The following is a 24,714-nucleotide window of genomic DNA, read 5'->3' on the forward strand; positions in this document are numbered from 1 at the left end:
TCTGTAAAAACAGAGGCAATAAACAACTTCATACAAAAGAAGAGATAGTATTATGTCTGATAAAAAACATGCGCACCCGAACGGATGGAATAAAGACAAGCTGGTGAGTCGGCATGTGACGGAGGGGCCGGACGCCGCGCCGCGCCGGGCTATGCTCCGCGCTATGGGCTTGACAGACGAAGATATTGCCAAGCCTTTGGTGGGGGTGGCAACGTGCTGGAATGAGGCGGCACCGTGTAATATTAAGTTAGCCGAGCAGGCGCAGTTTGTGAAGGCCGGGGTAAAAGAAGCCGGGGCGACGCCGCGCGAATTTACGACGATTACGGTGACGGACGGGATTGCGATGGGGCATGAAGGGATGCGTTCGTCTCTGGCGAGCCGTGAAGTGATTGCCGATAGTGTGGAATTGACCATGCGCGGGCATTGTTATGATGCGCTGGTGGGGCTTGCGGGGTGTGACAAGTCTTTGCCGGGAATGATGATGGTGATGGTGCGCCTGAATGTACCTTCTGTTTTTCTTTATGGCGGGACGATTTTGCCCGGCAAGTTTCGTGGTCAGGATGCTGATATTGTGACGGTGTTTGAAGCCGTTGGCGAGCATGCTGTTGGTAAGGTCAGCGATGAAGAGCTTTATGCTTGTGAGTGTGGCGCTTTGCCTGGAGCCGGGGCTTGCGGCGGTCAGTTTACAGCCAATACGATGGCCTGCGTGGCGGAAGTGATGGGGCTTGCTTTGCCGGGTGCTAACGGCATTCCGGCAGAGGATCATACGAAAGAAAGCTATGCCAAGGCTTGCGGTGAAGCTGTGGTGGAGTGTCTTAAAAATGGGATCTTGCCGCGTGATATTGTGATGCGGAAATCTTTGGAAAATGCCGCGGCGATTGTGGCGGCAACGGGCGGCAGCACCAATGCGGGGCTGCATTTGCCGGCAATTGCGCATGAGGCGGGAATTGATTTTCCGCTGGAAGAGGTGGCTGAAATCTTCAAGAAAACACCATTGATTGCCAATTTGCGCCCCGGCGGAAAATATGTGGCCAAGGATCTGTATGATATTGGCGGTGTTGGCGTGGTGATTAAGGAATTGCTGGATAATGGCTTTTTGCATGGTGATTGTCTGACGATTACGGGTAAAACGCTGGCTGAAAATTATGCTGATGTGCGCTTTCCTGAAGGTCAGGATGTAGTGTTTCCATGCTCTAACCCCATTCATCCGACTGGCGGCGTTGTCGGTTTGACAGGCAATTTGGCACCGGAGGGGGCTATTGTAAAAATTGCCGGGCTGGAGGAGTTTGTTTTTGAAGGGCCGGCGCGGATTTTTGATGGTGAAGAAGCGGCGTTCAGGTCGGTGCAGGCGCGTGAGTATGAAGACGGTGATGTGATTGTTGTGCGCTATGAGGGTCCCAAAGGCGGTCCGGGGATGCGTGAGATGCTCTCGACGACGGCGGCTTTATACGGGCAAGGGGCCGGAAGTAAGGTTGCCTTGATCACTGATGGGCGTTTTTCCGGCGGGACGCGCGGTTTCTGTATCGGTCATGTTGGGCCGGAAGCTGCCGTGGGCGGTCCGATCGGGCTTATTCAAGATGGTGATATTATTCGTATTGACGCGGAGGCTGGTACGCTGGAGGTTCTGTTATCTGATGAAGAGCTGGCGGCGCGCCGCAGCGAATGGAAGCCGCGTAAGACGAATTATAATTCCGGCGCTTTGTGGAAATATGCCGATCAGGTTGGCCCGGCGCGTGATGGTGCGGTAACGCATCCGGGGGCGAAGGAAGAGACTCATATATATGTGGAGCTTTAGGTGCGCGCTTAGTTCGTGAAAAATTATTGTTTTCGTGTTACGTTGCCCGGGAGTGATTCACACTTTCCTTTGATGTTGTTTATGACGCGTAAATTTCTTTTGTATTCGGGTTTGGTTGTGGGCGCTGCAATATTTGCGGTGCCTATTGTTCCTGTGAGCGCACAAGAACCGGTGAGCGCCGAGCAGTTGCTCAATGTGCAGGCAGGTGTCAGTGGTGCGATCTACGCTACATTTGAAGACCGTGCGGCATGCAAGGCATTTAAAGACGTGAAAGCGCTGGAGGTATTTTATAGCCAGCGTGGGTATGAGCCGTATTGGGTTTCGCGCTCTCGGGCAAAAACGAATGCGCGGGATTTTCTGGAGATTATTGAAAAGAGCTGGCGGCATGGCTTTAATCCTTATAGCTATCATTTGAAACGGCTGCATGAATTGGTGGGACAGCGCGATGAGGCACTTTTGGGTGAGCTTGATGTGTTGCTCAGTGATGCTTATTTACGCTTGGCGCAAGATTTGACGGGCATTCGGGTGAATCCGGGTTCATTAAAGTCGCATTGGCGTTATTGGCGTGCGCCGCTTGCCGGGGCGTATTTATTTGAGCGATTGAATGCGCAACGCGATATTGAGGATTTGATCGAATCTTTTGAACCGCAGGGGCAGACTTATAAGCAGATACAGCGGGAATTGGTTACACTGGTGAATAGTAAGCCGGAAGATTATGAGAAAGTATTGCCGATTCGTATGAAGGGATTATTAAAGCCGAATGAGCGGGATGAATCTGTGCCAGATTTGCGTTTGCGACTGAATGCGGGTAGGCCGCAGACGGATGATCCGTATTTGTACGATGATAGACTTGCTGCGGCGGTTATTCGGTTTCAGCGGGATAATAGCCTGAAAGATGATGGAATTGTCGGGCAGCAAACTCTGGATATTCTTAACCGCGCGCGCGAGCATAAAATCTTGCAGCTTGTCGCTAATCTTGAGAGGCTTCGCTGGGTTGAAGAGGAAAAGCCCGATACCTTCGTGGTGGTGAATGTGCCTTCGGCGATGCTCTGGGCCGTGGAGGGCGGGCATGTGGCGTTTGAGATGCCCGTGATTGTGGGGCGTAAGGAGCGTCCGACGAATATTTTTCGTGCGGAAATTCATGGTGTGCGACTTAATCCGGATTGGACTGTGCCGCCGACAATTAAACGTGATGATATTTTACCAAAGTTGCGGGAAGATCCTGAATATCTGACGCATAAGGGGATGCAGCTTATCAGTGGGCGCGGGGAAGGGGCGATGACGCTTGATCCGTTGGTGTTTGATTGGGAAAATGTTACGGAAGAGGAGTTGAAAGATCTGCGGATGGTGCAGATACCTGGCGCGCATAATCCGCTGGGGAGTATCCGGGTTTTGATGCCCAATGCCTATAATATTTATCTGCATGACACGAATGAGCGGCATTATTTTGAGCGGGCGAATCGCGCGGCTTCTTCGGGGTGTGTGCGGATGAAAGACCCAGAGCGGATGGCGGATTTTATCCTTAAGCATCGCAAGGGTTGGAATGAAGAGGACTTGGCGGCTTTAGTGCAGGATAAAAAGACGCGCGATCTTTATATTTCAGATCCAATCCCTGTTTATCTGCTGTACTATACTGTGTGGGTTAATGATCAGGGTGGGCTTGTTTATGGTCAGGATTTGTATGGTTTTGACGATAATTTAATAAAAATGCTTAAGGATATTGACGGAATCTTTATTCCTGTGGATAATACTTGAGGTTAGGAACGGTTTTTTGCGCCTTTTCGGGTGTGTGAAGCATTTTATGGAGAAGCAGGCTGGTTTTCTTTGGTTTTGGCCTTTTTCTCGTTCGAAAATTCTGTTAGTTCTTTCAAGTTAAAGTTTTAAAAGTCTTATAACAATAATTCATCAAAGGTGGCGAATGTTTGAAAACACTGGAAATGTGCTTGGTTCGAGTTTGAACTCTATTGATCGTCGTGAAATTTTGAAGCTTGGTCTGGCTGGAGTTTTGGCAACCGTTGTGCCTTTGGGGTTTGGTTCGGATGCGCAGGCTGCTCGCGGAACTTGGCGCGTTGGTTTTCGCCACGCTCATACGGGTGAAAGTTTTAATGGTGTTTATCGGGTTGGTGATAAATATTTGCCTGAAGCGTTTGAGCGTTTGAATTATGTTTTGCGTGATTTTCGCACTGGTGAAGTGTTTCCGATGGACCCGCGGGTGATTGATATTATTTCTCTGGTGCAGCGTAAGGCTTCTCAACGTGAGCCTTTGGAAATTTTGTCTGGTTATCGCAGTCCGAAGACAAATGCGAATTTGCGTCGGGTGAGTACGGGTGTGGCCAAGAATTCTTTTCATATGTACGGTCAGGCGATCGATCTGCATATCAAGGGTTATAGAACAAATAGCCTGCGTAAGATTGCGATGAATTTGCGTGCGGGCGGGGTTGGTTATTATCCCAAAAGTGACTTTATTCATGTAGATACTGGCAAAGTCCGTAGCTGGTAATCTCTCTTTATCATTTATTATTAATGAGCTAGAGTGCAGCCTTCTGATTTTACAGGAGGCTGTTTTTGATTCTGATTGGATTAGGGGCGAATTTGCCAAGCCGTTATGGTATGCCGGAGGAGACTTTAGGGGCGGCTGTAGCGGCACTGGCGACTGTCGGGCTTGAGATTGCGAAAGTGTCTAGTGTTTGGCGCAGTGCGCCGGTGCCGGTGTCTGAGCAGCCGTGGTATTGTAATGCGGTTGTTGTGGTGGAAACGGCTTTGTCTGCGAAGGTTCTTATGGGCGTCTTGCAGGGTGTTGAGCATGATTTTGGACGTGTGCGAGCTGAGCGGAATGCGCCACGAGTTTTGGATCTGGATTTGCTGGCCTATGGTGATGAGGTGTGCGTGGATTCCGTGTGCACGGTACCGCATCCGCGTATGCATCAGAGAGCCTTTGTTCTCAAGCCGTTGCAGGAAATTGCGCCAGCGTGGCGGCATCCGGTTTTCGGCTTGTCTGTCGGAGATTTGGTTGAAAAAATGCCTGAGGGGCAGGAGATTGAAATTTCACAAATATTGGCGGCGTGATAGAAATGACCCGAAAATGCGCCGATATAAATGTTTCAAATCTGCACCCTTTCGCGGGCGGTCCGCATATTATGGGTGTAGTCAATGTGACCCCTGATAGTTTTAGTGATGGTGGTAAATTTTTTAATTCTGACAAGGCGATAGCACATGGTTTGCAGATGTTGTCTGAGGGTGCGACGATTCTGGATGTTGGCGGGGAGTCCTCGAGGCCTGGTGCGGAAGCTATTGATACAGAAGAAGAAATTTCGCGTGTGGTGCCGGTTATTGAAGGGCTGCTTGGTAAAGCGCCGTGGGTCAGTATTGATACGCGCAATGCGAAAACTATGGAAGCCGCACTTAATGCTGGGGCAAATATTATAAATGATATTAGTGCCTTAAGCTATGATCCTGATAGCTTGTCTGTGGCAGCGGAGGCTGGCGTGCCGATCTTTTTGATGCATATGCAGGGAACTCCGCAGATTATGCAGAAAAATCCTTTGTATAGCAATGTTGTAAAAGATGTTTCTCAGTATTTACAGCAACGCATTGAATTATGTGAGACGCACCGTATCGATGTAGAAATGCTTGTTTGTGATCCGGGGATTGGATTTGGCAAAACATTAGAGCATAATCTGTTACTGCTTAGAAATATAAAAGAATTTCATGGTTTGGGGGTGCCTATCCTGCTTGGGACGAGCCGGAAGAGCTTTATTGGTAAAATTTCGAATGATGAACCGCCAGATGACCGTTTAGCAGGTTCATTGGCTTCGGCACTTTATGGATATTCGCAAGGCGTGCAAATTTTCCGCGTGCATGATGTGGCTGCACACGTACAGGCGTTTAAAGTTTTTGATACGATTCAGAATGTGTAAGGTGTAAAATTTTAGATTTGGTAAATCGTGGATTCTGATTTTAGTAAAGTTTTTAATTTTGGGCAAAGACGATAATCATAAACCGCCCAAGGGAATTTTAGATTTTCCGGCTTAGGTATAAATTCATACAAATGGGCGTTCTGGAATTTTCCTGGTGTGGGGATGCCGTGGATTTCACCAAAAGCGCGCATAACCCCGCCGTGGCATACAATCAATACCGGGTCATCTGAATGAGTTAAAGCCTTTGTTTTTCCCCGTTTGACCCGTTCAAAGAAGTCAATGTGCGTTTCTCCATTCGGCACGTCGGGCCAGCCGTCAAACATCTCGGCAATTACCTCATATGGTGCACCTTCCCAATCTCCGGCGTGAATTTCAGCCAGATCATGGTCTTCATGCATGGGAGCGTTCAGAGCCTCATTGATGATGATGGCGGTGTCGCGTGCTCTGGAAAGATGGCTGTGGAAGATCGCTGCGGGTTTGACCTGAAGTGTGTTAATAACTTTTTGGGCGTTGTATGCCTGTTCGCGGCCTTTGGCTGTAAGCGGGGTGTCAATGTGTCCGGCCATGATACGCGCGGCGTTGGCTTCGGTTTCACCGTGTCGAATCATATAAAAACGCTTTGCGGGGAGGGGCGCAGGCATTATAAGACAACCAGAGCTGTGTTCATATCTTTGAGAACACTGACGATGCTTTGCGCGGCGAGCATTGAGCTTTTCGGATTGGCTGGATCGGGCATATTGGTGATGCGCACGTTTAGGTGGCTGAACTGACCGTAAACATTGATTTCGTGAGTGTTGCCTTTGGCGTTCGGGTCGGCCCAGATTTCGACTTGTGTATTTTCCGGACCTGTGCCGGCCAGCGATAATGTTGCGGCGACATTGACGTTGGCCGGGAAGCCTTTTGCGGCCTCTAAGGCGTTGCCTTCGAAAATTTTCGTTTTGATCCCTTTGGCTTGAATTTGCTCCAGATTTATCCCCATTTTATCCACATAGGGGGCACCGGAGAAACCTGATGGCTTCTTTGTTGATGCAATAATGCTTTTTTCAATTCCTAGTTCTTTCAATCCTTTAACACCATCAATACCAGCAAGCGCACCGGATGGCACGAGGATGCGACTGTGGGTATTTTTGTGGGCATTTAAAATTTCAGGAAACATCAACAAAGCGCAAGATGAGATCAGAATGAGGGTCTTTTGCTCGGCAAAAACATATTTAGCCAGTTCAGGGACGGCGGATGGCGGCAGGCATTCGATGATGATGTCGCAGCTTTTAGCAAGGGTTTTAAAATCAACTAAGGGTACGTTGAATTCGTCGACGGTTTCCAGATTGCTGGCCGCTGTCCATTCAAGGCCGTCAATGCCTTTTATTAAAGCACGGCCTACGGCGCTGCCGATTGCTCCTAATCCTGCGATACCGACTGTTTTTATTTTCATGGCCGGGGATTTTTCCTAATTTCAAAAGATCCTTGCTTTCGCAGGGATGATATATCGGATAGTTTTATTTCATGGAATGCTGGCAAGATCAAGGGATAGTGCTGCGTGCACGGGCGCATGGGGAGCATGGGGCGATTGTCTCACTGCTGACCGCGCATCATGGACGCGCGGCCGGGTATGTGCGCGGAGGGCAGGGGACGAAGCTGCGCGGGTCTTTGGAGGTCGGCAATCTGGTCGATGTCACGTGGCAAAGCCGTACGCATGATGGGCTGGGGGCTTTCACGCTGGAATTGTCCAAAAATGTGTCGGCGCATCTGTTGCAAGAGCCGTTGAAATTGGCGGCGTTGCAATCGGCGTGCGCTTTGTGTGATGCCGCGTTGCCAGAGCGTGAGGCGCATGCAGGGCTTTATCATGGTTTGCAGGCGTTGTTTGAGACGCTGGAGAGCGATGTGTGGGGCGCAGCGTATGTGTTATGGGAAATTGCACTGCTTAAGGAACTCGGGTTTTCGCTGGATTTGACGCGATGCGCGAGCGGCAATGGTGATGAGAATTTGATGTATGTATCGCCGAAGACGGGCAAGGCGGTGAGCGCGTCGGCAGGGGCGCCCTATAAAGGCAAGTTGTTGGCGTTGGCAGGGTTCTTAAAACCGGGCGGCGGGGAGATGAATGAGAAAGAGGTTATGAAGGGGTTGGAGATGACCGGGCATTTTCTGGACACCTACGTTTTTACGCATCATTCCAGAGGCGTTCCTGATGCACGCTTGATTTTTGCGCAGCGATTTGCCAAAACTCTTGATATGCAATCGATAGGAAAGAATGAGTATGCCGCAGGATAATTCAGTTCCAGATCATGATGTGATTGATCAGCCGTTTGGGGAGTTGCTCTCTGATCGGTATTTGTCCTATGCGCTTTCGACGATTATGAGTCGCAGCCTGCCTGATGTACGCGATGGGATGAAGCCTGTGCACCGGCGTTTGATGTATGCGATGTATCAGCTCAAGCTTGGGCCCACGGGGGCGCCGAAGAAATCTGCGCGCGTGGTGGGCGATGTGATTGGTAAGTTTCACCCTCATGGTGATACGGCTGTATATGATGCGATGGTGCGTTTGGCGCAGGATTTTGCGCAGCGTTATCCGCTGGTCGATGGGCAGGGGAATTTTGGGAATATTGACGGGGATAATGCGGCGGCGATGCGCTATACGGAAGCGCGGTTGACGACGGTCGCTTTGTTGCTTCTGGACGGCATTGAGGAAAATGCGGTAGATTTTCGCCCGACCTATGACGGGTCAGAAAATGAGCCGGTGGTGCTGCCGGGCGGTTTTCCGAATCTTTTGGCCAATGGTGCGACAGGGATTGCCGTGGGGATGGCGACCTCCATTCCGCCGCATAATGTGGCCGAGCTGTGCGCTGCGATGGAGTGCATTTTGGAGCAAAAGGATGTCAGTATTGCGGAGCTGGCGACTATTGTGAGTGGGCCAGATTTTCCAACTGGCGGCACCTTGATCGAAGATCATAGGGATATTGTCAGCGCCTATGAGACGGGAAAAGGGGCTTTCCGCGTTCGTGCGAAGTGGGAACGGGAAGATTTAGGGCGCGGCAAGTATCAGATCGTGGTGAACGAAATTCCCTATATGGTGCAAAAATCCAAGCTGATTGAGCGAATTGCCGAACTGGTGACAACGCGTAAGTTGCCGATGCTTGATGATATTCGTGATGAATCAGCGGAAGATATCCGCATTGTGCTGGTGCCGAAAAGCCAGAATGTTGATCCGAATTTGTTGATGGAGGCGCTTTATCGCAATTCCGATCTGGAGAATCGTTTTAGTCTGAATATGAATGTATTGGAAAACGGTTTAGTGCCGCGGGTGATGAACCTGAAAGAGGTTTTGCAGGCCTGGATGAACCACCAGAAAGAGGTGCTGGTTCGGCGTTCGCAATATCGTCTGGAGAAGGTTTTGCACCGGTTGGAGGTGTTGGAAGGCTATCTGATCGTTTATCTGAATATTGATGAGGTGATCCGGATTATTCGCTTTGAGGATGATCCAAAGGCAGAATTGGCCAAGGCGTTTAAACTTTCCGAGGTGCAGGTTGAAGCGATTTTGAACCTGCGTTTGCGCCGACTTCATAAGCTTGAAGAGATGGAAATAAAGGGTGAGCACGAGAATCTGTCGGCAGAGCGTGATGAGCTTGTGACGCTGATTGGGTCGGATGCGCGTCAGTGGACCCGTATTAAAAAGCAGATTAAGGCGCTGGGTAAGCAGTTTGGGCAGGATACTGCGCTGGGCGCGCGGCGCACGGTGATTGGTGCGTCGCCAGCCCCGGTTGCGGTGGATCTGGATGAGGCAATGATTGAGAAAGAGCCGGTGACAATTATTTGCTCGCGTCAGGGCTGGGTGCGGGCGATGAAGGGCCATGGGCTGAATGCACGCGACTTTAAATATAAAGACGGCGACCGGGAGGCGTTTGTGCTGGAGGCGCAAACGACCGACAAGCTGCTTGTTTTTGGCACGAACGGTCGGTTTTATACGGTGGGTTGTGACAAGTTGCCGCCAGGGCGCGGCTTTGGAGAGCCTTTGAGGATTATGGTCGATTTGCCTAATGACAGCGATATTGCGGCGATGATGCTGCATAGACCGGGGCAGAAGATTCTGGTGGCGGCGACGAGCGGGCATGGCTTTATTGTGAGGAGTGATGACGTGCTGGCCCAGACCAAGAACGGTAAGCAGGTGTTGAATGTGTCGGGCAATGTAGAAGCGGTGCTGTGCCGCGCGGTCGCCGATGGGCACGACCACATCGCGGTGATCGGTAAGAACCGCAAGATGCTGGTGTTTGAGCTGGCTGAGGTGCCGGAAATGGGACGCGGAAAAGGCGTGATCCTGCAGAAATATAAAGATGGCGGGATTAGCGATGCCAAGACCTTTAAATGGGATGAGGGGCTTGAGTTTAAATATGGCGCGGGGATGACTTTGGTTGAGGATATTAATCCGTGGGTGGGTAAGCGCGCCTCCGCGGGCCGTTTGCCGCCGAATGGTTTTCCGAAGAGTAATAAGTTTGATTAGTTTTTTCTATTGTGAATGGCTAAAATGATACCGCCAAGAATGAGAGAGGATATTGAACAAAGGAATGTGATCGCGATTATTTGTTTTGCTTCTAAATTAAAGGTCAAGAACAATAGAGACTGGAGGAAGCCGAGAGCGCTAAACAGGCAGAAGAAGCCGAGTAATCTGTCAGTCCATTCAGGAATTTTTTTGGATTTTTTCATAATTAAGGAAACTCAATTGCGCCGGGGGTTTTCTTGAAGGTACCCATTTTGGGAAAGACGCCTGTGGGTTGCTCTATATAGGCGTCGCCGGCTTTTTCTTCTTCGCGTTCTTCTTCCGTCTTTTTGCGGATATCCGGAAGTGCGGCGGCGGCTTTTTTCTCAAAGTCGGGGTTGGTGAGTTCTTCTTTCAGCAAAATGATGGAGATGCGCCGGTTGCTGGCATTTTTGGGATCATCTTTGATGAGATGTTCGGTATCGGCTTTGCCAACAACGTTGTTGATACGCTCGGGCGGGAAGCCGCTTTCCAGCATGACGCGGCGGGATGAATTGGCGCGGTCGGCGGAAAGTTCCCAGTTTGTGTAAGTCGCTTCGGGGCCGTAACCTACGCTGTCGGTATGGCCGCGTACGGAGAGTTCGTTGGGTTGCTTTTTGATGACTTCAGTGACTTTTTCGAGCAGTTTACGGGTTTTTTCAAACATCCGCGCGCTGCCGGAGGCGAACATTGGTTTTCCTTCCTTATCAATGACCTGAATGCGCAGGCCTTCGGGGGTCATGTCAATGAGGAGCTGGTCTTTGAGTTCTTTGAGTTCGGGGTCCGATTCGATGGCTTTTTCGATTTCTGCTTTGGCGCTTTGCATGCGCTCTTCTTCTTGTTTGCGGAGTTTTTCTTTGGCTTGTTCGAGGTTATCTTTTCTGGCCGAACGATTATTTACTGCTGATCCGGATGGTGTTGATGCTGTAATAGGTTGTACATTACTGACCATCGCACCTTTGGGTGCAACGCTTAGGCCTCCAAGGACGCCGCCTGCGCCGCTGGTGTCGCTTGAAACTTTGGGGTGTGTGGGGTCGAAGTAGTTTGATATTGCGTTTTTTTCGTCTTCTGTTGTGACGTTCAAGAGCCACAGGAGCAGAAAGAATGCCATCATGGCCGTTACGAAGTCGGCATAGGCGACCTTCCAGGCGCCGCCGTGGTGGCCACCGCCCTTTTTGATCTTTTTGATAATTATAGGCTGTTCGACTTTGTCTTCCTCAGCCACGTCGGTCACTTCCCTTTTTACGTGTTATTAAGCCTGTGGTCTTAAGCGCCTGGACTTGGTAATTCGTTTAGTTTTTCTTCCAGTTCCTGGAAGGTTGGCTGTATATCATGGGGTAAAAATTTGCGGGCAAATTCAACGGCGACCTGTGGTGCTGCACCGTTTAAGAAGGCGATAACCGCGACTTTTATGCATTTAAAATACATGACTTGCGTTTCAGCTTTGGAGGTCATGGCTCCGGCAATGGGTGCGACCATGCCGTAGGATAGCCAAACCCCAAGGAATGTTCCCACTAACGCGCCGCCGATCATTTTTCCTAAAACTTCTGGTGGTTCGGAGATTGAGGCCATGGTTTTAATTACACCCAAAACGGCAGCAACAATGCCGAGCGCAGGGATGCCATCGGCCATGGTTTGCACAGCGTGGCCGGGATGGCCCTCGTGGTGCTCAATGGTTTCAATTTCTTCATCCATGAGGGCTTCAAGTTCGTGTGGGCTATCATTGCCCAGGGAGATGATGCGCAGATAATCGCATAGAAAAATCAGGGCGTGATGGTTGTGTTGAAAGCTTGGGAACTGGGCGAATACATCGCTTTCTTCGGGTTGTTCGATATGTTGTTCGAGAGCGAGCCAGCCTTTTGTTCGGGCGAGTTTGAACACGGTGAAGAGCATGCTCATCAGTTCGACATAGTCATCTTTGGAATAAGCTGAGGGTTTTGCAAGGGCTGAGAAATATTTCATCGTGCCTTTGATGGTTTCGGTCGAATTCGCAATGAGAAATGCGGCAACGGCGCAGCCGAAAATGATGACAAATTCGCCGGGCATAGCTCCGAGAATTAGCATTACAAGCTTCATGAATTTCGGCATATCGAAATGCATGGCGATCAAAAGACCGCCAAACGTGCAGACGAATACAAGCGCGATGCCGACAAACTTCATGACAAGCAAAAATCCTTACAATTGCATGGATACGCAGCGGTGGAGGTTCTTTAAAGGATACATTATTTCCTGTTAAAGACTCTTTAATGGGGCAACAAAACTGCAGAAGAGGTGTGTTGCCCGAAGATATATTTTGGCGCAAAAAGTTAAATCTGTTTGCACTTTAGTCTGGTTATTGTGCGTACTTTTTTTTACAAGATCAAGGCTGGAAGCTTTGTGTGTTACTTTTTAGGTGGGGTAAAACTTGGCGCAGTTTCTGGTTTGCCAAATAGGTAGCCTTGGCCGTAATCCACACCTATTTCCATGAGCATGTCTGCCTGGGCCTGTTCTTCAACGAATTCAGCTATAACTTTGATGTTATGTTCTTTGCCTATTTTTGTCAGATTCTTAACTGTGGCGGCGTCACGTCCGGATGAAAGTATTTTGCGGATATATTTGCCGCTGATTTTGACGTAGTCGACGGGGAGTTTTTGTAGGTGCTGGATGGTTGCGGCGTTTGTGCCGAAGTCGTCCAGAGTAATTGTGAATTTTAATGATTTAAGTTGTTCGATGAATTTTTGAATTTTACTGCGGTCTTTGATATGTCCTGATTCGGTGACTTCAAATATCAGGCGTTCATGCAGGTTGTTTTGATTTCCAAGTTTTTCCATGAGTTTTTCTTTGAATGTGTCGTCTTGGATGGATTGGCTGGACAGATTTACAGAGAAGACGGTTCGTGATCCGCCGCCTTTATGTTTGATATGGTTGATGGCGCGTTCGCATACGGCCATATCAAAAGCCGGGGCTAGTCCCGTATCTTCTCCAAGCATGATCCATTCCATAGTGTCGCCTTCTTTGAAGCGGCTGAGTATTTCGTAGTGGGATACTTCTTTGGTTTTAAGTTTGACGATGGGCTGGAAATGTAAGGTGAAGTCCTGGCGCTCTATGATGCTTTGGAGTTTTTTAATACGCTCAGTGTTGGCGTCTACATAATCTTTTGCACAGGAGTTGAGTGTCTCTATGGTGAAGTTTGTGCCTTCGCGGTCAAATTCGTTAACTGTATAAACAAGTGCGCGGGTTGCATCGTGATTGTTGAGTGTATTGAGGTTTGTGTGGATTGTTTTGCTTTGGACCTCAACCCCTTCACCTTCAGGATCATTTTTAGCGGCCAGAGATTCTATGCGTTCGCGGATGAGGGCGCTATCTATGTCTTTTTCATGGATGAGTCCGTATTTGCCGTCAGAGATCATGGTGGCGGCTTGTCCATCGATGGCTTGGGATTGAAGGAAATGACCAATGGATTCGGTGAAGCTGTTCCAGCCTTCTTTGCCCAGACGTTCTTTTTGCTCTTTGGTCGGTGTGAAGTCAAACAATGTTATTTCGATGCGTTGGTCTATGGAGCGGGCGATGTCAAATGTATCTTTAGCCTGCTGGATGAATCCTGCGCGATCTAAAATAGGCCCCGTGCTGATGGCGGAGATTTCGCCGGCAAGTCTGCTCATTAAAAGATTACTGAAGCCTAGTGTGATGTAGAAGTTTGGGTCTTCGGGCATGCGCATGGCTGTGAAGACGGCTTTACGCTTGCTGACCAGTTCGTTGAGATCGACGATGAGAGGGCCCGCGCGTTTGCCTGCTTGTGCGTTTTCGTAGATGTTTTGGATCTGGGCCTGATCGTAGACAGAGAAGAGTTCGAGCATTTTTTTACCGATAATGTCTTCGTCTTCAAAGCCGGTGAGGCTTTTGGAGGCTCCCAGAGCGTAGGTGATACGGCCTTCCATGGAAATTTCCAAAAACAAATCTGCCGAGGCAAAGGCAAAGGCCAGAAAGCGGTCGCGTTGTTTTTTTGTTTCAGAAGGGTTGGTCATATTGTTTGTATTTTAGAATCCGCACTACTTTTAAGGATAGCGGAAAACGAGTATCTTCGCATTACATCTTTGTGATGCATACAGAGATTCTTTATGCGGTTTTTTGTTGCTTTAACTCTTTGGCGGCGTCGAGTGCGCCGTAGGTCAATATGCCATCACATCCGGCGCGTTTAAAGGCCAAAAGACTTTCCATTAGTGCACTCTTGTAATCGAAAGCGCCGCTCTGAGCAGCGGCTTTGAGCATGGCGTACTCGCCGCTGACCTGATAGGCGAATGTTGGTGCGGAAAAGGTGCTTTTGACCCGCTGGATAATATCGAGATAGGGTAGGCCGGGTTTGACCATGACCATGTCGGCTCCTTCTTGCAGATCAAGGGCGACTTCACGCAGAGCTTCGTCGGTATTGGCCGGATTCATTTGATAGGTTTTTTTGTCGCCTTTGAGCGCGCCGGACGAGCCGACCGCATCACGGAACGGACCGTAAAAACAGGAGGCATATTTTGCAGCGTAGGAGAGAATAGCGACATCTTCGAAGTCTTCGGAATCGAGCGCCTCCCGAATAGCGCCGATGCGCCCGTCCATCATATCGGATGGCGCGATGATGTCTGCGCCGGCGCGTGCCTGGTTGAGGGCTTGTTTGCACAGAATCTCGACACTGGCGTCATTGAGAATTTTTCCATCTTCCAGCAAACCGTCATGGCCGTGGGTTGTGTAGGGGTCGAGCGCAACATCGGTGATGATGCCGATGTTGGGGCATTCTTTTTTGATGGCCTGCACGGCGCGGCAGATGAGGTTGAACGGATTGGTGCTTTCTTCACCGCCGGGTGTTTTTTTCTCTGGCGGGGTGGCGGGGAAAAGGGCGATGGCGGGGATGCCTAATGCGGCAGCGTCTTTAACAGCTTGCAGCGCGCGGTCGATGGTGAGGCGCTGGACGCCGGGCATAGCGGTGATGGTTTGTGCGCTGTCTTCGCCTTCGATGATAAAGAGTGGCCAGATGAGATCATTTGCCGATAGCCGGGTTTCGCAGACCATGTCGCGGAGCCAGCCTTGTGAGCGCAGGCGGCGCATGCGTGTTTGTGGATAGGCCCCTTGTGAAATGGGGAGGGATGGTTGCTCCGCGCCTGCGCTTACCGTATTCTTCTTTTGTGCTGTCATGTTGGCGGTTCCTGATATTTTTTGTTTCCGCCTACATTTAAGCGGTATTACCCTATGAATCAAGCAGTTCCCAGATCTGAAGTCCTTATTGAAACGTGTGGTGCCTTGGCGCTTGTGACGCTTAATCGGCCGGATGCGCATAATGCGTTGTCGCTGGAGATGATTCGCGAGATTCGTGCGGCGCTGAATGGTTGGGCGGAAGATGAATCTATAGAAGCAGTGTTGTTTTTGGGCGCAGGAGATAAAGCCTTTTGCGCGGGCGGAGATATTAAGGCGTTTTATTATTCGGGCATGGATTGTCGGCGCGGGTTGGTGACGCCGCGTGTGCCGATGGTGTTTTTTGGTGAAGAATATGCGCTGAATAAGCAGATATTTCATTATTCGAAGCCGACGATTGCCTTTATGGACGGGATTACTATGGGCGGTGGTTACGGGATTGCCGGGCATTGTAAGGTACGGATTGCCTCAGCGGGTACAGTTTTTGCCATGCCGGAAGCGGGAATCGGTTTTTTTCCTGATGTTGGCAGTATGTATCAATTGGTGCGCTGCCCCGGCAATTATGGACGTTATCTTGCATTGACGGGTCATCATATTGATGGAAAAACGATGATTGCGGCGGGTTTGGCCGATTTTTACATTGAGGATGCAGAGAATTTATCGCAAACGGTTGAGCAGAATCTTGGTTGTGATGATTTGGGCGGGGCGTTGAAAACGGCTCTGCGTGGGGTGGATGATTTTGATTTGAACCATGCGGATGTTATTGAATCTGCGTTTACCGATTGTGATGTTTCTGCAATCTGTGGGCGTTTACGAGAGAATGACGATGATTTTGCGTTTGAAACATTGGCGATTTTAGAGATGCGTTCGCCGATAAGCGTGATGGTGGTGGCTGCTTATCTCGATAAAGCACAAAGACTTGGATTTGATGAGATAATCACTATGGATTTGGCGTTGTGTCAGAAATTCATTTTGCAGCAGGATATGTATGAAGACATTCGTGCGCAGCTTATTGATAAAGATAAAAGCCCTCAATGGTGTTATCAGGCGTTGGGGGATGTTTCTCAGGCTCTTGTTGATTCTTACTTTACGCCTTGTGATTATGATTTAAAGGATGTACGGATTTTCTAAGAGGATCAGGATTTGTAAGCTTCCTCTTGACCTTCTTGACGCATCGCTTCACACTGCTATTTGCGTAAAAAACAATAATGTTTATTAGATTTATTTTGGAGTTAAATTCGTGAATTCGACACCCTATTACGAAGCTATTCAGTTGATTGAGCGTTTGCACCGTCATTTTTTGGACGTGCTGAAGGTGGAACTGGACAAAAAAGGTATTCAGGACATCAACAACGTGCAGAGCATGATTTTATATAATATTGGCGATGATGAGATGACCGTCGGGGAATTGACGATCCGTGGCTATTATCTTGGCTCCAACGTTTCTTACAACGTCAAGAAGATGGTGGAGAATGGCTATCTGGTCCAGGAACGCTCTGTCCATGACAAGCGTTCGATTCGCGTAAAGCTGTCGGAAAAAGGGCTGGGGTTGAAGACTATGATTTCAGACATGTTTGCTCGCCATGAAAATGAGATTTCAGGTTCTGAAGTTACCGATGAGCGTCTGAACGCACTCGGCGATACGATGAAGATGCTGGAGCGCTTCTGGGCGAAGCAGACCAGCGCCTATGGCGGTGGATTTTAGATTTTTCTTTATTTTTTTCCGTTCGCGCCGTTAAAAACATACGGGGCCCCCTATGAAACGGGACGGTGTTGCCGCATTCAGCTAAGCTTTTGGTTGCAAATGGCGTCTTGGTGTTTGCTCTTAGCCGTGCGCCACTTACCGTCTGTTTTTTTACAGACTATGCATAATCTTGATGTGATGGTTACATGGATTTTTGCCAGGGTCAAGGAAAAAATTCCTATATTTAACCAAACGCCGGAAGGCCCGTTTGAGCTCGGCCAAGGATAAGGGCGTGGATATCGTGTGTTCCCTCGTAAGTGTTGACGGCCTCGAGGTTACACATATGACGCATGACGTGGTATTCGTCGGCGATGCCGTTGCCGCCGTGCATGTCGCGGGCGAGGCGGGCGATTTCCAGCGCTTTACCGCAATTATTACGCTTTAGAAGTGAAATGGCTTCGGGGGCGGCGCGGTCACAATCACGCAGGCGGCCCAAACGATGGCAGGCGGCGAGGCCCAGCGTAATTTCGGTTTGCATATCGGCGAGTTTTTTCTGGATGAGTTGCTGCGCGGCCAGCGGTTTGCCAAAGATTTCACGGTCCATGACATATTGGCGGGAGCGGTGCCAGCAATCTTCGGCTGCGCCCATGACGCCCCAAGCGATTCCGTAACGCGCGGAGTTGAGGCAGAGCATTGGGGCCTTGAGCGAGAAGGCTTCGGGCAGGCGATTTTCTTCGGGCACGTGGACCTCATCCATGGCGATGCCGCCGGTGGGAGCGGCGCGTAAGGAAAGCTTGCCGCCGATTTTGGGCGCGGACAGGCCTTTCATGCCTTTTTCCAAAATAAAGCCGACCATTTGGGCGTCTTCGTCTTTGGCCCAGACGATGAAGACATCGGCGATGGGTGAGTTGGAAATCCATTGTTTGGCGCCGGAGATGGAGTAGCCGTCCTTGGTTTTCTTGGCTTTGGTTTTCATGGCGTTCGGGTCGGAGCCGCCATCGGGTTCGGTGAGGCCAAAGCAGCCGATATATTCGCCGGAGGCGAGTTTGGGCAGGAATCTCTGTTTTTGATCTTCGGTGCCGAAGAGAGAAATAGGGAGCATAACGAGGGAAGATTGCACAGAATAGCAGGAGCGATATGCGGAATCGACGCGCTCCAGTTCACGGGCGATGAGCCCGGTGGCGGTGTAGGAGGCTCCCGCGCAGCCATAGCCATCGATCATCGGGCCGAGCAGACCAAGCTGCCCCATTTCTTTCATGATATTGGGATCAAATTCTTCGGTTTTATAGGCTTCGATGACGCGCGGGAGCAGTTTATCCTGAGCGTAATCGCGCGCAGTTTGCATGATCATGCGTTCTTCGTCGGTGAGGAGTTCATCGAGGAGCAGCGGGTCTTCCCAGTTAAAGTCGGCGCGCTTATGCATGATTGTCTCTTTCTTGATACGGTATGTTTCGCTATAGAGAATATCATGAGCAAAGAACTTCTCAATGGCCGTGAGGTGATTCTCGAATTTTTTCCCGTTGGGGCTTTTGTCAAAGTCTCGGTGATGGATACGGCCAGCTTGACGGAAGTTTCGATTCAGGGGCCTGCGAATGCATCGGAATTGACGCTTAAGCGAAATGCTTTGAAGCGCCTTGAATATGTGCTGAAAAAGAAGGGCTTGATTACTTAAGGGTGTGCACACTATATATTGTGGCATGAAACATAAATTGGCGATTGCCTGTGATCATGGCGGATACTCTTTGAAAGAAGCAATCAAAGCGCACTTTAGCGATGTTGAGTGGCTTGATCTGGGCACGAATTCTAACGACTCAGTTGATTATCCTGAATATGGGCAAAAACTGGCCAAGGCGATTGCAGGTGGCGAGGTCCAGCAGGGTATTGTCATTTGTGGCAGCGGGATCGGGATTTCGATTGCGGCGAACCGTAACCCCGCGGTGAGGGCGGCGTTGTGCACAGATGTAACCATGGCGCGCTTGACCCGGGCGCATAATGATGCCAATGTGCTGGCCCTTGGCGCGCGAATTATCGGCGAAGAGGTGGCGTTCGATATTGTCGAGATATTTTTGAATACAGAATTTGAAGGGGGGCGTCACAGGCGGCGCGTGGATAAACTTAGTTAGGAAAGGTTTTAGTTAATGAGCAATGCAGCAATGAAAGAGAATAAAATGAGCGGTGTGGTGAGCGGATTTTTTACGGATGATTTGAAAGAGGTTGATCCGGAAATTTATGCGGCGACACGCGAAGAATTGGCGCGTCAGCAAAATCAGATTGAGCTGATTGCTTCTGAAAATATTGCCTCAAAGGCTGTTTTGGATGCGCAGGGATCTGTGCTGACCAATAAATACGCTGAAGGGTATCCGGGGCGGCGTTATTATGGCGGCTGTGAGTTTGTGGATGTGGTTGAGGATTTGGCGCGTGAGCGTGCGAAGCAACTGTTTGGTGCTAAATACGTTAATGTACAGCCGAATTCCGGTTCTCAGGCCAATCAGGGTGTGATGCAGGCTTTGCTGCAGCCTGGTGATACGATTTTGGGGATGAGTCTTGCGGCCGGCGGGCACTTGACCCATGGCGCGGCGCCGAACCAATCCGGGAAATGGTTTAACTCTATCCAGTATGGCGTGCGTGAAAGTGATGCTTTGCTGGACTATGATGAAGTTGAGCGTTTGGCGAAAGAGCATAAGCCCAAGATGATTATCGCCGGGGCTTCGGCCTATCCGCGTCAGATTGACTTTAAACGTTTCCGTGAAATTGCCGATGCTGTTGGTGCATATTTGATGGTGGATATGGCCCATTATGCAGGACTGATTGCGGGTGGTTCTTATGAAAGTCCAGTGCCTTATGCTGACGTTACGACAACGACGACGCATAAAACTTTGCGTGGGCCGCGTGGCGGGATGATTCTGACTAATGATCTGGAGATTTTCAAAAAGATCAATTCGGCAATTTTCCCGGGCATTCAGGGCGGGCCTTTGATGCATGTTATTGCCGGTAAGGCCGTTTGTTTTGGCGAAGCGTTGAAACCTGACTTTAAGATGTATGCGAAGGCTATTGTTGAAAATGCCAAGGTTTTGGCCGACGTTTTGAAGGCGGGCGGTGCGGATATTGTTTCCGGCGGGACAGACAGCCATATTGTGTTGGTCGATTTGCGTCCGAAAGGTCTCACCGGTAAAGAAACCGAAGAAGCGCTGGAGCGTGCAGGCATTACTTGTAACAAGAATGCTGTGCCGTTTGACCCGGCGCCGCCGATGGTGACCAGCGGCGTGCGTCTGGGAACGCCGGCAGCGACAACGCGCGGCTTTGGCCCGGCTGAATGGAAGCTGGTCGGTGAGTATATCATTGAAATTCTTGATGGGCTTAAGGCCAATGGGGAAGACGGTAATGGTGATGTTGAGCGTGCTGTTAAAGCTAAGGTAGAAGAGCTGTGTAGGCGATTCCCGATTTATCCAACCTTGTAGGTTTATATGAAGTGCCCGTTTTGCGGATGTGAAGAAACACAAGTGAAGGATTCTCGCCCGAGTGAGGATAATTCCGTAATTCGCCGTCGCCGGTTTTGTCCGGATTGTGATGAGCGTTTTACAACGTTTGAACGGGTGCAGCTCCGCGAGATGACGGTACTGAAATCCGGTGGACGCAAGCAGCCCTTTGATCGCGACAAAATTATTAAATCTATGCAAATTGCGTTGCAGAAGCGTCCGATTGAGATTGAGCAGATCGAAAAGACGGCCAGCGCGATTGTACGTAAGCTGGAATCACGCGGCGAGCAGGAAATTTCTTCAGATGTGATTGGGGCTGAAGTGATGAATGCGCTCAAAGATCTCGATGCGATTGGCTATATCCGTTATGCTAGCGTGTATAAAGATTTCCGCAAGCCTGAGGATTTTGATGATTTTCTGGAAGATGTGAAAACGCTTAAGTCTAAAAGTAAGAAATAATGTCTCCTGAAATTGATGAAAAATATATGCGTATGGCTTTGAGTATGGCCAGGCGGGGTTTGGGCATGGTTGCGCCGAATCCGGCTGTCGGGTGTGTTTTGGTGAAGGATGATGTTGTGATCGCGGCGGCGCATACGGCACGTGGAGGGCGGCCGCATGCGGAGGCGATTGCTTTGGAAAAGGCCGGGTATGAGGCCAAGGGCGCGTGCGCGTACGTGTCTTTGGAGCCTTGTTCGCATACCGGGCAAACGGGCCCTTGTGCGCAGGCGTTGATTGATGTGGGCGTTGTGCGGGTGGTTGTGGCGTGTGAAGATCCTGATCCGCGGGTTTCAGGGCGCGGAATTGCAATGCTGAATGATGCGGGTGTTGAAGTGGTTGAGGGTGTTTTGGAGGAGGAGGCTTTGGCTCTGAACCAAGGTTTTATCAGCCGGGTGATACAGCGACGTCCCTTTGTGACATTGAAATGTGCAGTTTCAACTGATGGTAAAATTGCTGCTGGTGCCGGTGAGCGAACGCAAATAAGCGGAGAACTGTCCCAGAGATATATGCACCTGCAACGCTCCTTGTATGATGCGATTTTGGTTGGTTCAGAAACGTATTTGGTTGATAAACCAAAGTTAACAACGCGGCTGGCTGGTTTTGAGCATGAATCTTTGCGGGTCATTTTGGATCGACGCGGGCGTATTAAGGATGCGTCTGGCTTTGAAATTTGTCGTCAGAATACGATTGAAGAGGTTTTAGCCTATTTGGCCGAAAAAGGTATAACGCGGTTGTTGGTGGAAGGCGGAGCACAAGTGCATCGGAGTTTTTTGGAAGCAGGGCTGGTGGATGAATTTCAATTGTGTAAATCGCCGCTGATTTTGGGAGATCGGGGGGTGGACGCGGCAGATTTTGGTGCGTATTCATGGCTTAAATTACAAAAAACCAGGGTTTTGGGCGAAGATATGCTGGAAATTTATATCCGAGAAGATTAGGGTGGCCGCATGTTTACAGGACTTGTTCAGGATGTTGGCCGTGTGCGTTCCCTTGATAAAGATGGCGACTGGCGTATTGTGATTGAAACGGCGGCGCTGGATTTGGAGGAGATGTCGATTGGCGCATCAATTGCGTGTTCGGGCTGTTGTTTGACTGTTGTTGAGAAGGGTTCTGGCTGGTTTGCCGTTGATGTGTCGGCGGAGAGCCTTTCGAAAACGGTTATTAAAAACTGGCAAGAGGGCATGCGGGTTAATCTGGAGCCGTCTTTGAAGCTGGGCGATGAGTTGGGCGGTCATATTGTTTTCGGGCATGTTGATGGGGTGGCGATGTTGATATCCATTGATGTTGACGGGGATTCGCATCGTCTTAAGGTTAAGGTGCCGAAAGAGCTTGCGCGGTTTATTGCGCAGAAAGGTTCTGTGGTTTTGGATGGAATTTCATTAACGGTTAATGAGGTTGAAGGGGATTTGTTTGGTGTCAATATCATTTCCCATACCTGGGAGCATACGAATCTTTCAGATAAGAGAGACGGTGATATGCTCAATATCGAGATTGATATGTTGGCGCGCTATGTGGCCAGAATGCTTGAGGTGGCAGCATGAGTGAGGCAGCGATGAAAACGGAAACAGCGCTTTCGAGCATTGATGACATTTTGGAAGATGTGCGTGTGGGCAAGCCAGTTATTCTGGTAGACGATGAAAATCGTGAGAATGAGGGCGATCTCATCATTGCCGCTGAAATGGCCACAGCGGACAATATTAATTTTATGGCCAAGGACGGGCGTGGTTTGATTTGTCTGCCGATGGAACGGGCGATGGTGGAGCGGCTGGGGCTGGAATTGATGGGGCGGGGGGATAATACGCATCATCGCACTGCCTTTACGGTGTCGATCGAAGCCAAGGAGGGGGTAACGACGGGGATTTCGGCTGCCGACCGGGCGACGACAATCAAGGCGGCCATAAACCCGCAGGCGCGGCGTGAGGATATTGCTACGCCGGGGCATGTGTTTCCATTGCTGGCGCGTGACGGCGGGGTTCTGGAGCGCGCGGGGCATACGGAAGCGGCGGTTGATCTGGCGCGGATGGCAGGATTTTCTGCGGCGGGTGTGATTTGTGAGATTATGAATGACGATGGCACGATGGCGCGTCTGTCGGATTTGGTTGGTTTTGCGGGTAAGCATGGGCTGAAAATCGGTACGATTGAAGATCTGATTGCGCATCGCAGTGCGCGCGAAACGCTGGTTAAATGTATTCATGAAGATGTGCTGGAGAGCCGTTATGGTGGGCGTTTTCGGTTCATACTGTATGCGAATACGGTTCAATATGCCGAGCATGTGGTGCTGGTGAAGGGCGATATTGCGCGGGCCAAGGGACCAGTATTGGTGCGGATGCATGTGGTTGATTTTATGAGCGATATTTTGGGGGCAAATCAGGATTCTGATCTACATGTTTCTATGAAGCTTATTGAAGATGCTGGAGAGGGTGTGATTGTGATTTTACGCGAGCCGCAGCCGGATGCTTTATCTCGGCGCTTGAAGGGAGAGGTGAAAAAAAATAATGGCGGTCAGCTTCGGCGATATGGGATTGGTGCTCAGATATTGAAAGATTTGGGTATTATGAAGATGATTCTTTTAACCGATCATCCTAAAAATGTTGTTGGTTTGGAAGGGTACGGATTATATATAACTGATTACAAATCGATTAACCCTTAGTGCTCAAAATGCCTGATAAACCCCGCATTCTTATTGTTGAAGCCCGATTTTATGAAGATATCGCCGATGCGTTGGTGAGTGGGGCTATTGCTACGCTTGAAGCGAAAGGTGTGGCTTTTGACCGGATTTCTGTTCCGGGCGCTTTGGAAATTCCGGCGGCTATTAAATTTGCCGCGCGCAAATATGCCGGATTTGTGGCGTTGGGGTGCGTCATCCGCGGAGAAACCTCGCATTATGATATTGTGGCCGGGGAAAGCGCGCGAGGACTGATGGATCTTTCTATCTGTGACGGGCTGTGTATTGGCAACGGGATTTTGACATGTGAGACACGGGTACAGGCTTTGGAGCGCGCACTTCCTGAGAAAAAGAATAAAGGCCGGGCGGCAGCGCTGGCGGCGCTGGCGCTGGCGGCGCATAAGGCGCGTTTTGCGAAGGGTGAATAGATGAGCGAAGAACAAAAACCTGCATCATCGGACGGGGCTTCGCGCAAGGCCAGGGCGCTTTCTGCGCGGTTGAGCGCTGTGCAAGCGCTTTATCAGGTCAGCCAGAATAGGCAGCCTATGCGGGTTGTTTTGGATGAGTATTTGCATCATCGCTCTGGGATGGAAGTTCAAGGTGAGCGGTTAGTGCAGCCGGATGAAGTGCTTTTGAAAGCGATTTTATATGGCGTAGAGGAGTGCCGTGCGGAATTGGAATCGGTTGTGGATGCTAATTTGAAAAAGGATGCTCAGGACCGTGTTGTTGAGCCGCTTTTGCGTTCAATTCTGATTTGCGGGGCCTATGAGCTTTTGATCCAAAATATTGATAAGCCTATCATAATTAATGATTATTTGAATGTTGCACATTCTTTTTACGAGCGTAATGAAGTGGCGTTGATTAATGGCGTTTTAGATAGCGTTGCTTCTGTGTTTCGATAGGCGCATTTACTATGTTACTGCGTTTTTATTCCATAAAATTTTATTTAATTCTAACCTGCCGTTAAATCTTTTTCTTTACCATAAATTGTAGGGTTCTTATAAGCATTAGGGTGTAAAAA

The 24,714-nt window shown here is 49.8% G+C and carries 25 protein-coding genes; 18 read left to right on the top strand and 7 right to left on the bottom strand.

The features are described from left to right. Positions 1-52: 52 nt before the first annotated feature. From ilvD to folP, 5 genes are all read left to right on the top strand, one after another. On the top strand, positions 53-1,795 hold the full coding sequence (gene ilvD, locus H6859_02225) for a dihydroxy-acid dehydratase (protein USO06042.1): 1,743 nt from the start codon (positions 53-55) through the stop codon (positions 1,793-1,795). Positions 1,796-1,876: 81 nt separating this feature from the next. Next, on the top strand, positions 1,877-3,550 hold the full coding sequence (locus H6859_02230) for a L,D-transpeptidase family protein (GenBank protein ID USO06043.1): 1,674 nt from the start codon (positions 1,877-1,879) through the stop codon (positions 3,548-3,550). A gap of 163 nt (positions 3,551-3,713) precedes the next feature. Further along, positions 3,714-4,295: a DUF882 domain-containing protein gene (locus H6859_02235; protein USO06044.1), complete on the top strand. Its 582-nt coding sequence runs from the start codon at positions 3,714-3,716 to the stop codon at positions 4,293-4,295. Between the two features lie 110 nt (positions 4,296-4,405). Next, positions 4,406-4,861 (top strand): 2-amino-4-hydroxy-6-hydroxymethyldihydropteridine diphosphokinase, encoded by a 456-nt coding sequence (gene folK / locus H6859_02240; protein USO06663.1) that lies wholly within the window; start codon positions 4,406-4,408, stop codon positions 4,859-4,861. Between the two features lie 5 nt (positions 4,862-4,866). After that, positions 4,867-5,712 (top strand): dihydropteroate synthase, encoded by an 846-nt coding sequence (gene folP, locus H6859_02245; GenBank protein ID USO06045.1) that lies wholly within the window; start codon positions 4,867-4,869, stop codon positions 5,710-5,712. 11 nt (positions 5,713-5,723) lie between these two features. On the opposite strand, the gene H6859_02250 is transcribed toward folP, so the two are convergent. Together H6859_02250 and H6859_02255 are read right to left on the bottom strand one after the other, a co-directional pair. Further along, positions 5,724-6,320, bottom strand: coding sequence for a histidine phosphatase family protein (locus H6859_02250; GenBank protein USO06046.1), 597 nt, complete (start codon positions 6,318-6,320; stop codon positions 5,724-5,726). A gap of 32 nt (positions 6,321-6,352) precedes the next feature. After that, positions 6,353-7,144, bottom strand: a complete 792-nt coding sequence (locus H6859_02255; protein USO06047.1) for a DUF108 domain-containing protein — start codon at positions 7,142-7,144, stop codon at positions 6,353-6,355. Between the two features lie 71 nt (positions 7,145-7,215). On the opposite strand from H6859_02255, the gene recO reads away from it, so the two are divergent. Both recO and parC read left to right on the top strand, forming a co-directional pair. Beyond that, on the top strand, positions 7,216-7,980 hold the full coding sequence (gene recO / locus H6859_02260; protein ID USO06048.1) for a DNA repair protein RecO: 765 nt from the start codon (positions 7,216-7,218) through the stop codon (positions 7,978-7,980). Beyond that, positions 7,967-10,204 carry a DNA topoisomerase IV subunit A gene (gene parC / locus H6859_02265; GenBank protein ID USO06049.1) on the top strand — a complete coding sequence of 746 codons (2,238 nt, stop codon included), beginning with the start codon at positions 7,967-7,969 and terminating at the stop codon, positions 10,202-10,204. The genes recO and parC overlap by 14 nt, the downstream gene beginning before the upstream one ends. Positions 10,205-10,409: 205 nt before the next feature. On the opposite strand, the gene motB is transcribed toward parC, so the two are convergent. From motB to hemB, 4 genes are all read right to left on the bottom strand, one after another. After that, the gene (gene motB / locus H6859_02270; GenBank protein USO06664.1) at positions 10,410-11,444 is read right to left on the bottom strand and encodes a flagellar motor protein MotB; all 1,035 of its coding nucleotides are present in this window, start codon (positions 11,442-11,444) and stop codon (positions 10,410-10,412) included. A gap of 41 nt (positions 11,445-11,485) precedes the next feature. Further along, positions 11,486-12,379 (bottom strand): flagellar motor stator protein MotA, encoded by an 894-nt coding sequence (motA, locus tag H6859_02275; protein USO06050.1) that lies wholly within the window; start codon positions 12,377-12,379, stop codon positions 11,486-11,488. A gap of 221 nt (positions 12,380-12,600) precedes the next feature. Then, on the bottom strand, positions 12,601-14,223 hold the full coding sequence (locus tag H6859_02280; protein USO06051.1) for an EAL domain-containing protein: 1,623 nt from the start codon (positions 14,221-14,223) through the stop codon (positions 12,601-12,603). Positions 14,224-14,314: 91 nt separating this feature from the next. Next, positions 14,315-15,376 carry a porphobilinogen synthase gene (hemB, locus tag H6859_02285; GenBank protein USO06052.1) on the bottom strand — a complete coding sequence of 354 codons (1,062 nt, stop codon included), beginning with the start codon at positions 15,374-15,376 and terminating at the stop codon, positions 14,315-14,317. Between the two features lie 54 nt (positions 15,377-15,430). On the opposite strand from hemB, the gene H6859_02290 reads away from it, so the two are divergent. Together H6859_02290 and H6859_02295 are read left to right on the top strand one after the other, a co-directional pair. Further along, complete coding sequence (locus tag H6859_02290; GenBank protein USO06053.1) at positions 15,431-16,504, top strand: enoyl-CoA hydratase/isomerase family protein; 1,074 nt, start codon at positions 15,431-15,433, stop codon at positions 16,502-16,504. A gap of 142 nt (positions 16,505-16,646) precedes the next feature. Further along, the gene (locus H6859_02295) at positions 16,647-17,078 is read left to right on the top strand and encodes a MarR family transcriptional regulator (protein USO06665.1); all 432 of its coding nucleotides are present in this window, start codon (positions 16,647-16,649) and stop codon (positions 17,076-17,078) included. 223 nt (positions 17,079-17,301) lie between these two features. Here the strand turns inward: H6859_02295 and H6859_02300 are convergent, their stop codons facing one another. Then, positions 17,302-18,480, bottom strand: coding sequence for an acyl-CoA dehydrogenase (locus H6859_02300; protein USO06054.1), 1,179 nt, complete (start codon positions 18,478-18,480; stop codon positions 17,302-17,304). 45 nt (positions 18,481-18,525) lie between these two features. Between H6859_02300 and H6859_02305 the strand changes: the two genes are divergently transcribed. Genes H6859_02305 through H6859_02345 form a run of 9 tightly spaced genes read left to right on the top strand, consistent with a single transcriptional unit; the run spans position 18,526 to position 24,595 of the window. Next, complete coding sequence (locus H6859_02305) at positions 18,526-18,729, top strand: hypothetical protein (GenBank protein USO06055.1); 204 nt, start codon at positions 18,526-18,528, stop codon at positions 18,727-18,729. A 25-nt stretch (positions 18,730-18,754) separates the two neighbouring features. Continuing rightward, positions 18,755-19,180 (top strand): ribose 5-phosphate isomerase B, encoded by a 426-nt coding sequence (gene rpiB, locus H6859_02310; protein USO06056.1) that lies wholly within the window; start codon positions 18,755-18,757, stop codon positions 19,178-19,180. Between the two features lie 45 nt (positions 19,181-19,225). After that, on the top strand, positions 19,226-20,515 hold the full coding sequence (locus tag H6859_02315; GenBank protein ID USO06666.1) for a serine hydroxymethyltransferase: 1,290 nt from the start codon (positions 19,226-19,228) through the stop codon (positions 20,513-20,515). Between the two features lie 6 nt (positions 20,516-20,521). Further along, positions 20,522-20,992 carry a transcriptional repressor NrdR gene (gene nrdR / locus H6859_02320; GenBank protein USO06057.1) on the top strand — a complete coding sequence of 157 codons (471 nt, stop codon included), beginning with the start codon at positions 20,522-20,524 and terminating at the stop codon, positions 20,990-20,992. Next, on the top strand, positions 20,992-21,966 hold the full coding sequence (ribD, locus tag H6859_02325; protein ID USO06058.1) for a bifunctional diaminohydroxyphosphoribosylaminopyrimidine deaminase/5-amino-6-(5-phosphoribosylamino)uracil reductase RibD: 975 nt from the start codon (positions 20,992-20,994) through the stop codon (positions 21,964-21,966). The genes nrdR and ribD overlap by 1 nt, the downstream gene beginning before the upstream one ends. A 9-nt stretch (positions 21,967-21,975) precedes the next feature. Beyond that, the gene (locus H6859_02330; GenBank protein ID USO06059.1) at positions 21,976-22,569 is read left to right on the top strand and encodes a riboflavin synthase; all 594 of its coding nucleotides are present in this window, start codon (positions 21,976-21,978) and stop codon (positions 22,567-22,569) included. An 11-nt stretch (positions 22,570-22,580) separates the two neighbouring features. Continuing rightward, on the top strand, positions 22,581-23,678 hold the full coding sequence (ribB, locus tag H6859_02335; protein USO06667.1) for a 3,4-dihydroxy-2-butanone-4-phosphate synthase: 1,098 nt from the start codon (positions 22,581-22,583) through the stop codon (positions 23,676-23,678). 8 nt (positions 23,679-23,686) lie between these two features. Then, positions 23,687-24,121, top strand: coding sequence for a 6,7-dimethyl-8-ribityllumazine synthase (ribH, locus tag H6859_02340; protein ID USO06060.1), 435 nt, complete (start codon positions 23,687-23,689; stop codon positions 24,119-24,121). Beyond that, positions 24,122-24,595: a transcription antitermination protein NusB gene (locus H6859_02345; protein ID USO06061.1), complete on the top strand. Its 474-nt coding sequence runs from the start codon at positions 24,122-24,124 to the stop codon at positions 24,593-24,595. Positions 24,596-24,714: the final 119 nt, after the last annotated feature.

The sequence above is a fragment of the Rhodospirillales bacterium genome (genome assembly GCA_023898785.1).
In the GTDB taxonomy this organism is placed as follows: Bacteria; Pseudomonadota; Alphaproteobacteria; order Micavibrionales; family Micavibrionaceae; genus TMED27.

What these genes read in the sequence shown, in the direction of transcription:
- ilvD (USO06042.1), top strand. Translation starts at nt 53, where the DNA reads ATGTCTGATAAAAAACATGCGCACCCGAACGGATGGAATAAAGACAAG.
- H6859_02230 (USO06043.1), top strand. Translation starts at nt 1,877, where the DNA reads ATGACGCGTAAATTTCTTTTGTATTCGGGTTTGGTTGTGGGCGCTGCA.
- H6859_02235 (USO06044.1), top strand. Translation starts at nt 3,714, where the DNA reads ATGTTTGAAAACACTGGAAATGTGCTTGGTTCGAGTTTGAACTCTATT.
- folK (USO06663.1), top strand. Translation starts at nt 4,406, where the DNA reads ATGCCGGAGGAGACTTTAGGGGCGGCTGTAGCGGCACTGGCGACTGTC.
- folP (USO06045.1), top strand. Translation starts at nt 4,867, where the DNA reads ATGACCCGAAAATGCGCCGATATAAATGTTTCAAATCTGCACCCTTTC.
- H6859_02250 (USO06046.1), bottom strand. Translation starts at nt 6,320, where the DNA reads ATGATTCGACACGGTGAAACCGAAGCCAACGCCGCGCGTATCATGGCC.
- H6859_02255 (USO06047.1), bottom strand. Translation starts at nt 7,144, where the DNA reads ATGAAAATAAAAACAGTCGGTATCGCAGGATTAGGAGCAATCGGCAGC.
- recO (USO06048.1), top strand. Translation starts at nt 7,216, where the DNA reads ATGGAATGCTGGCAAGATCAAGGGATAGTGCTGCGTGCACGGGCGCAT.
- parC (USO06049.1), top strand. Translation starts at nt 7,967, where the DNA reads ATGCCGCAGGATAATTCAGTTCCAGATCATGATGTGATTGATCAGCCG.
- motA (USO06050.1), bottom strand. Translation starts at nt 12,379, where the DNA reads ATGAAGTTTGTCGGCATCGCGCTTGTATTCGTCTGCACGTTTGGCGGT.
- H6859_02280 (USO06051.1), bottom strand. Translation starts at nt 14,223, where the DNA reads ATGACCAACCCTTCTGAAACAAAAAAACAACGCGACCGCTTTCTGGCC.
- hemB (USO06052.1), bottom strand. Translation starts at nt 15,376, where the DNA reads ATGACAGCACAAAAGAAGAATACGGTAAGCGCAGGCGCGGAGCAACCA.
- H6859_02290 (USO06053.1), top strand. Translation starts at nt 15,431, where the DNA reads ATGAATCAAGCAGTTCCCAGATCTGAAGTCCTTATTGAAACGTGTGGT.
- H6859_02300 (USO06054.1), bottom strand. Translation starts at nt 18,480, where the DNA reads ATGCATAAGCGCGCCGACTTTAACTGGGAAGACCCGCTGCTCCTCGAT.
- H6859_02305 (USO06055.1), top strand. Translation starts at nt 18,526, where the DNA reads ATGAGCAAAGAACTTCTCAATGGCCGTGAGGTGATTCTCGAATTTTTT.
- rpiB (USO06056.1), top strand. Translation starts at nt 18,755, where the DNA reads ATGAAACATAAATTGGCGATTGCCTGTGATCATGGCGGATACTCTTTG.
- H6859_02315 (USO06666.1), top strand. Translation starts at nt 19,226, where the DNA reads ATGAGCGGTGTGGTGAGCGGATTTTTTACGGATGATTTGAAAGAGGTT.
- nrdR (USO06057.1), top strand. Translation starts at nt 20,522, where the DNA reads ATGAAGTGCCCGTTTTGCGGATGTGAAGAAACACAAGTGAAGGATTCT.
- ribD (USO06058.1), top strand. Translation starts at nt 20,992, where the DNA reads ATGTCTCCTGAAATTGATGAAAAATATATGCGTATGGCTTTGAGTATG.
- H6859_02330 (USO06059.1), top strand. Translation starts at nt 21,976, where the DNA reads ATGTTTACAGGACTTGTTCAGGATGTTGGCCGTGTGCGTTCCCTTGAT.
- ribB (USO06667.1), top strand. Translation starts at nt 22,581, where the DNA reads ATGAAAACGGAAACAGCGCTTTCGAGCATTGATGACATTTTGGAAGAT.
- ribH (USO06060.1), top strand. Translation starts at nt 23,687, where the DNA reads ATGCCTGATAAACCCCGCATTCTTATTGTTGAAGCCCGATTTTATGAA.
- H6859_02345 (USO06061.1), top strand. Translation starts at nt 24,122, where the DNA reads ATGAGCGAAGAACAAAAACCTGCATCATCGGACGGGGCTTCGCGCAAG.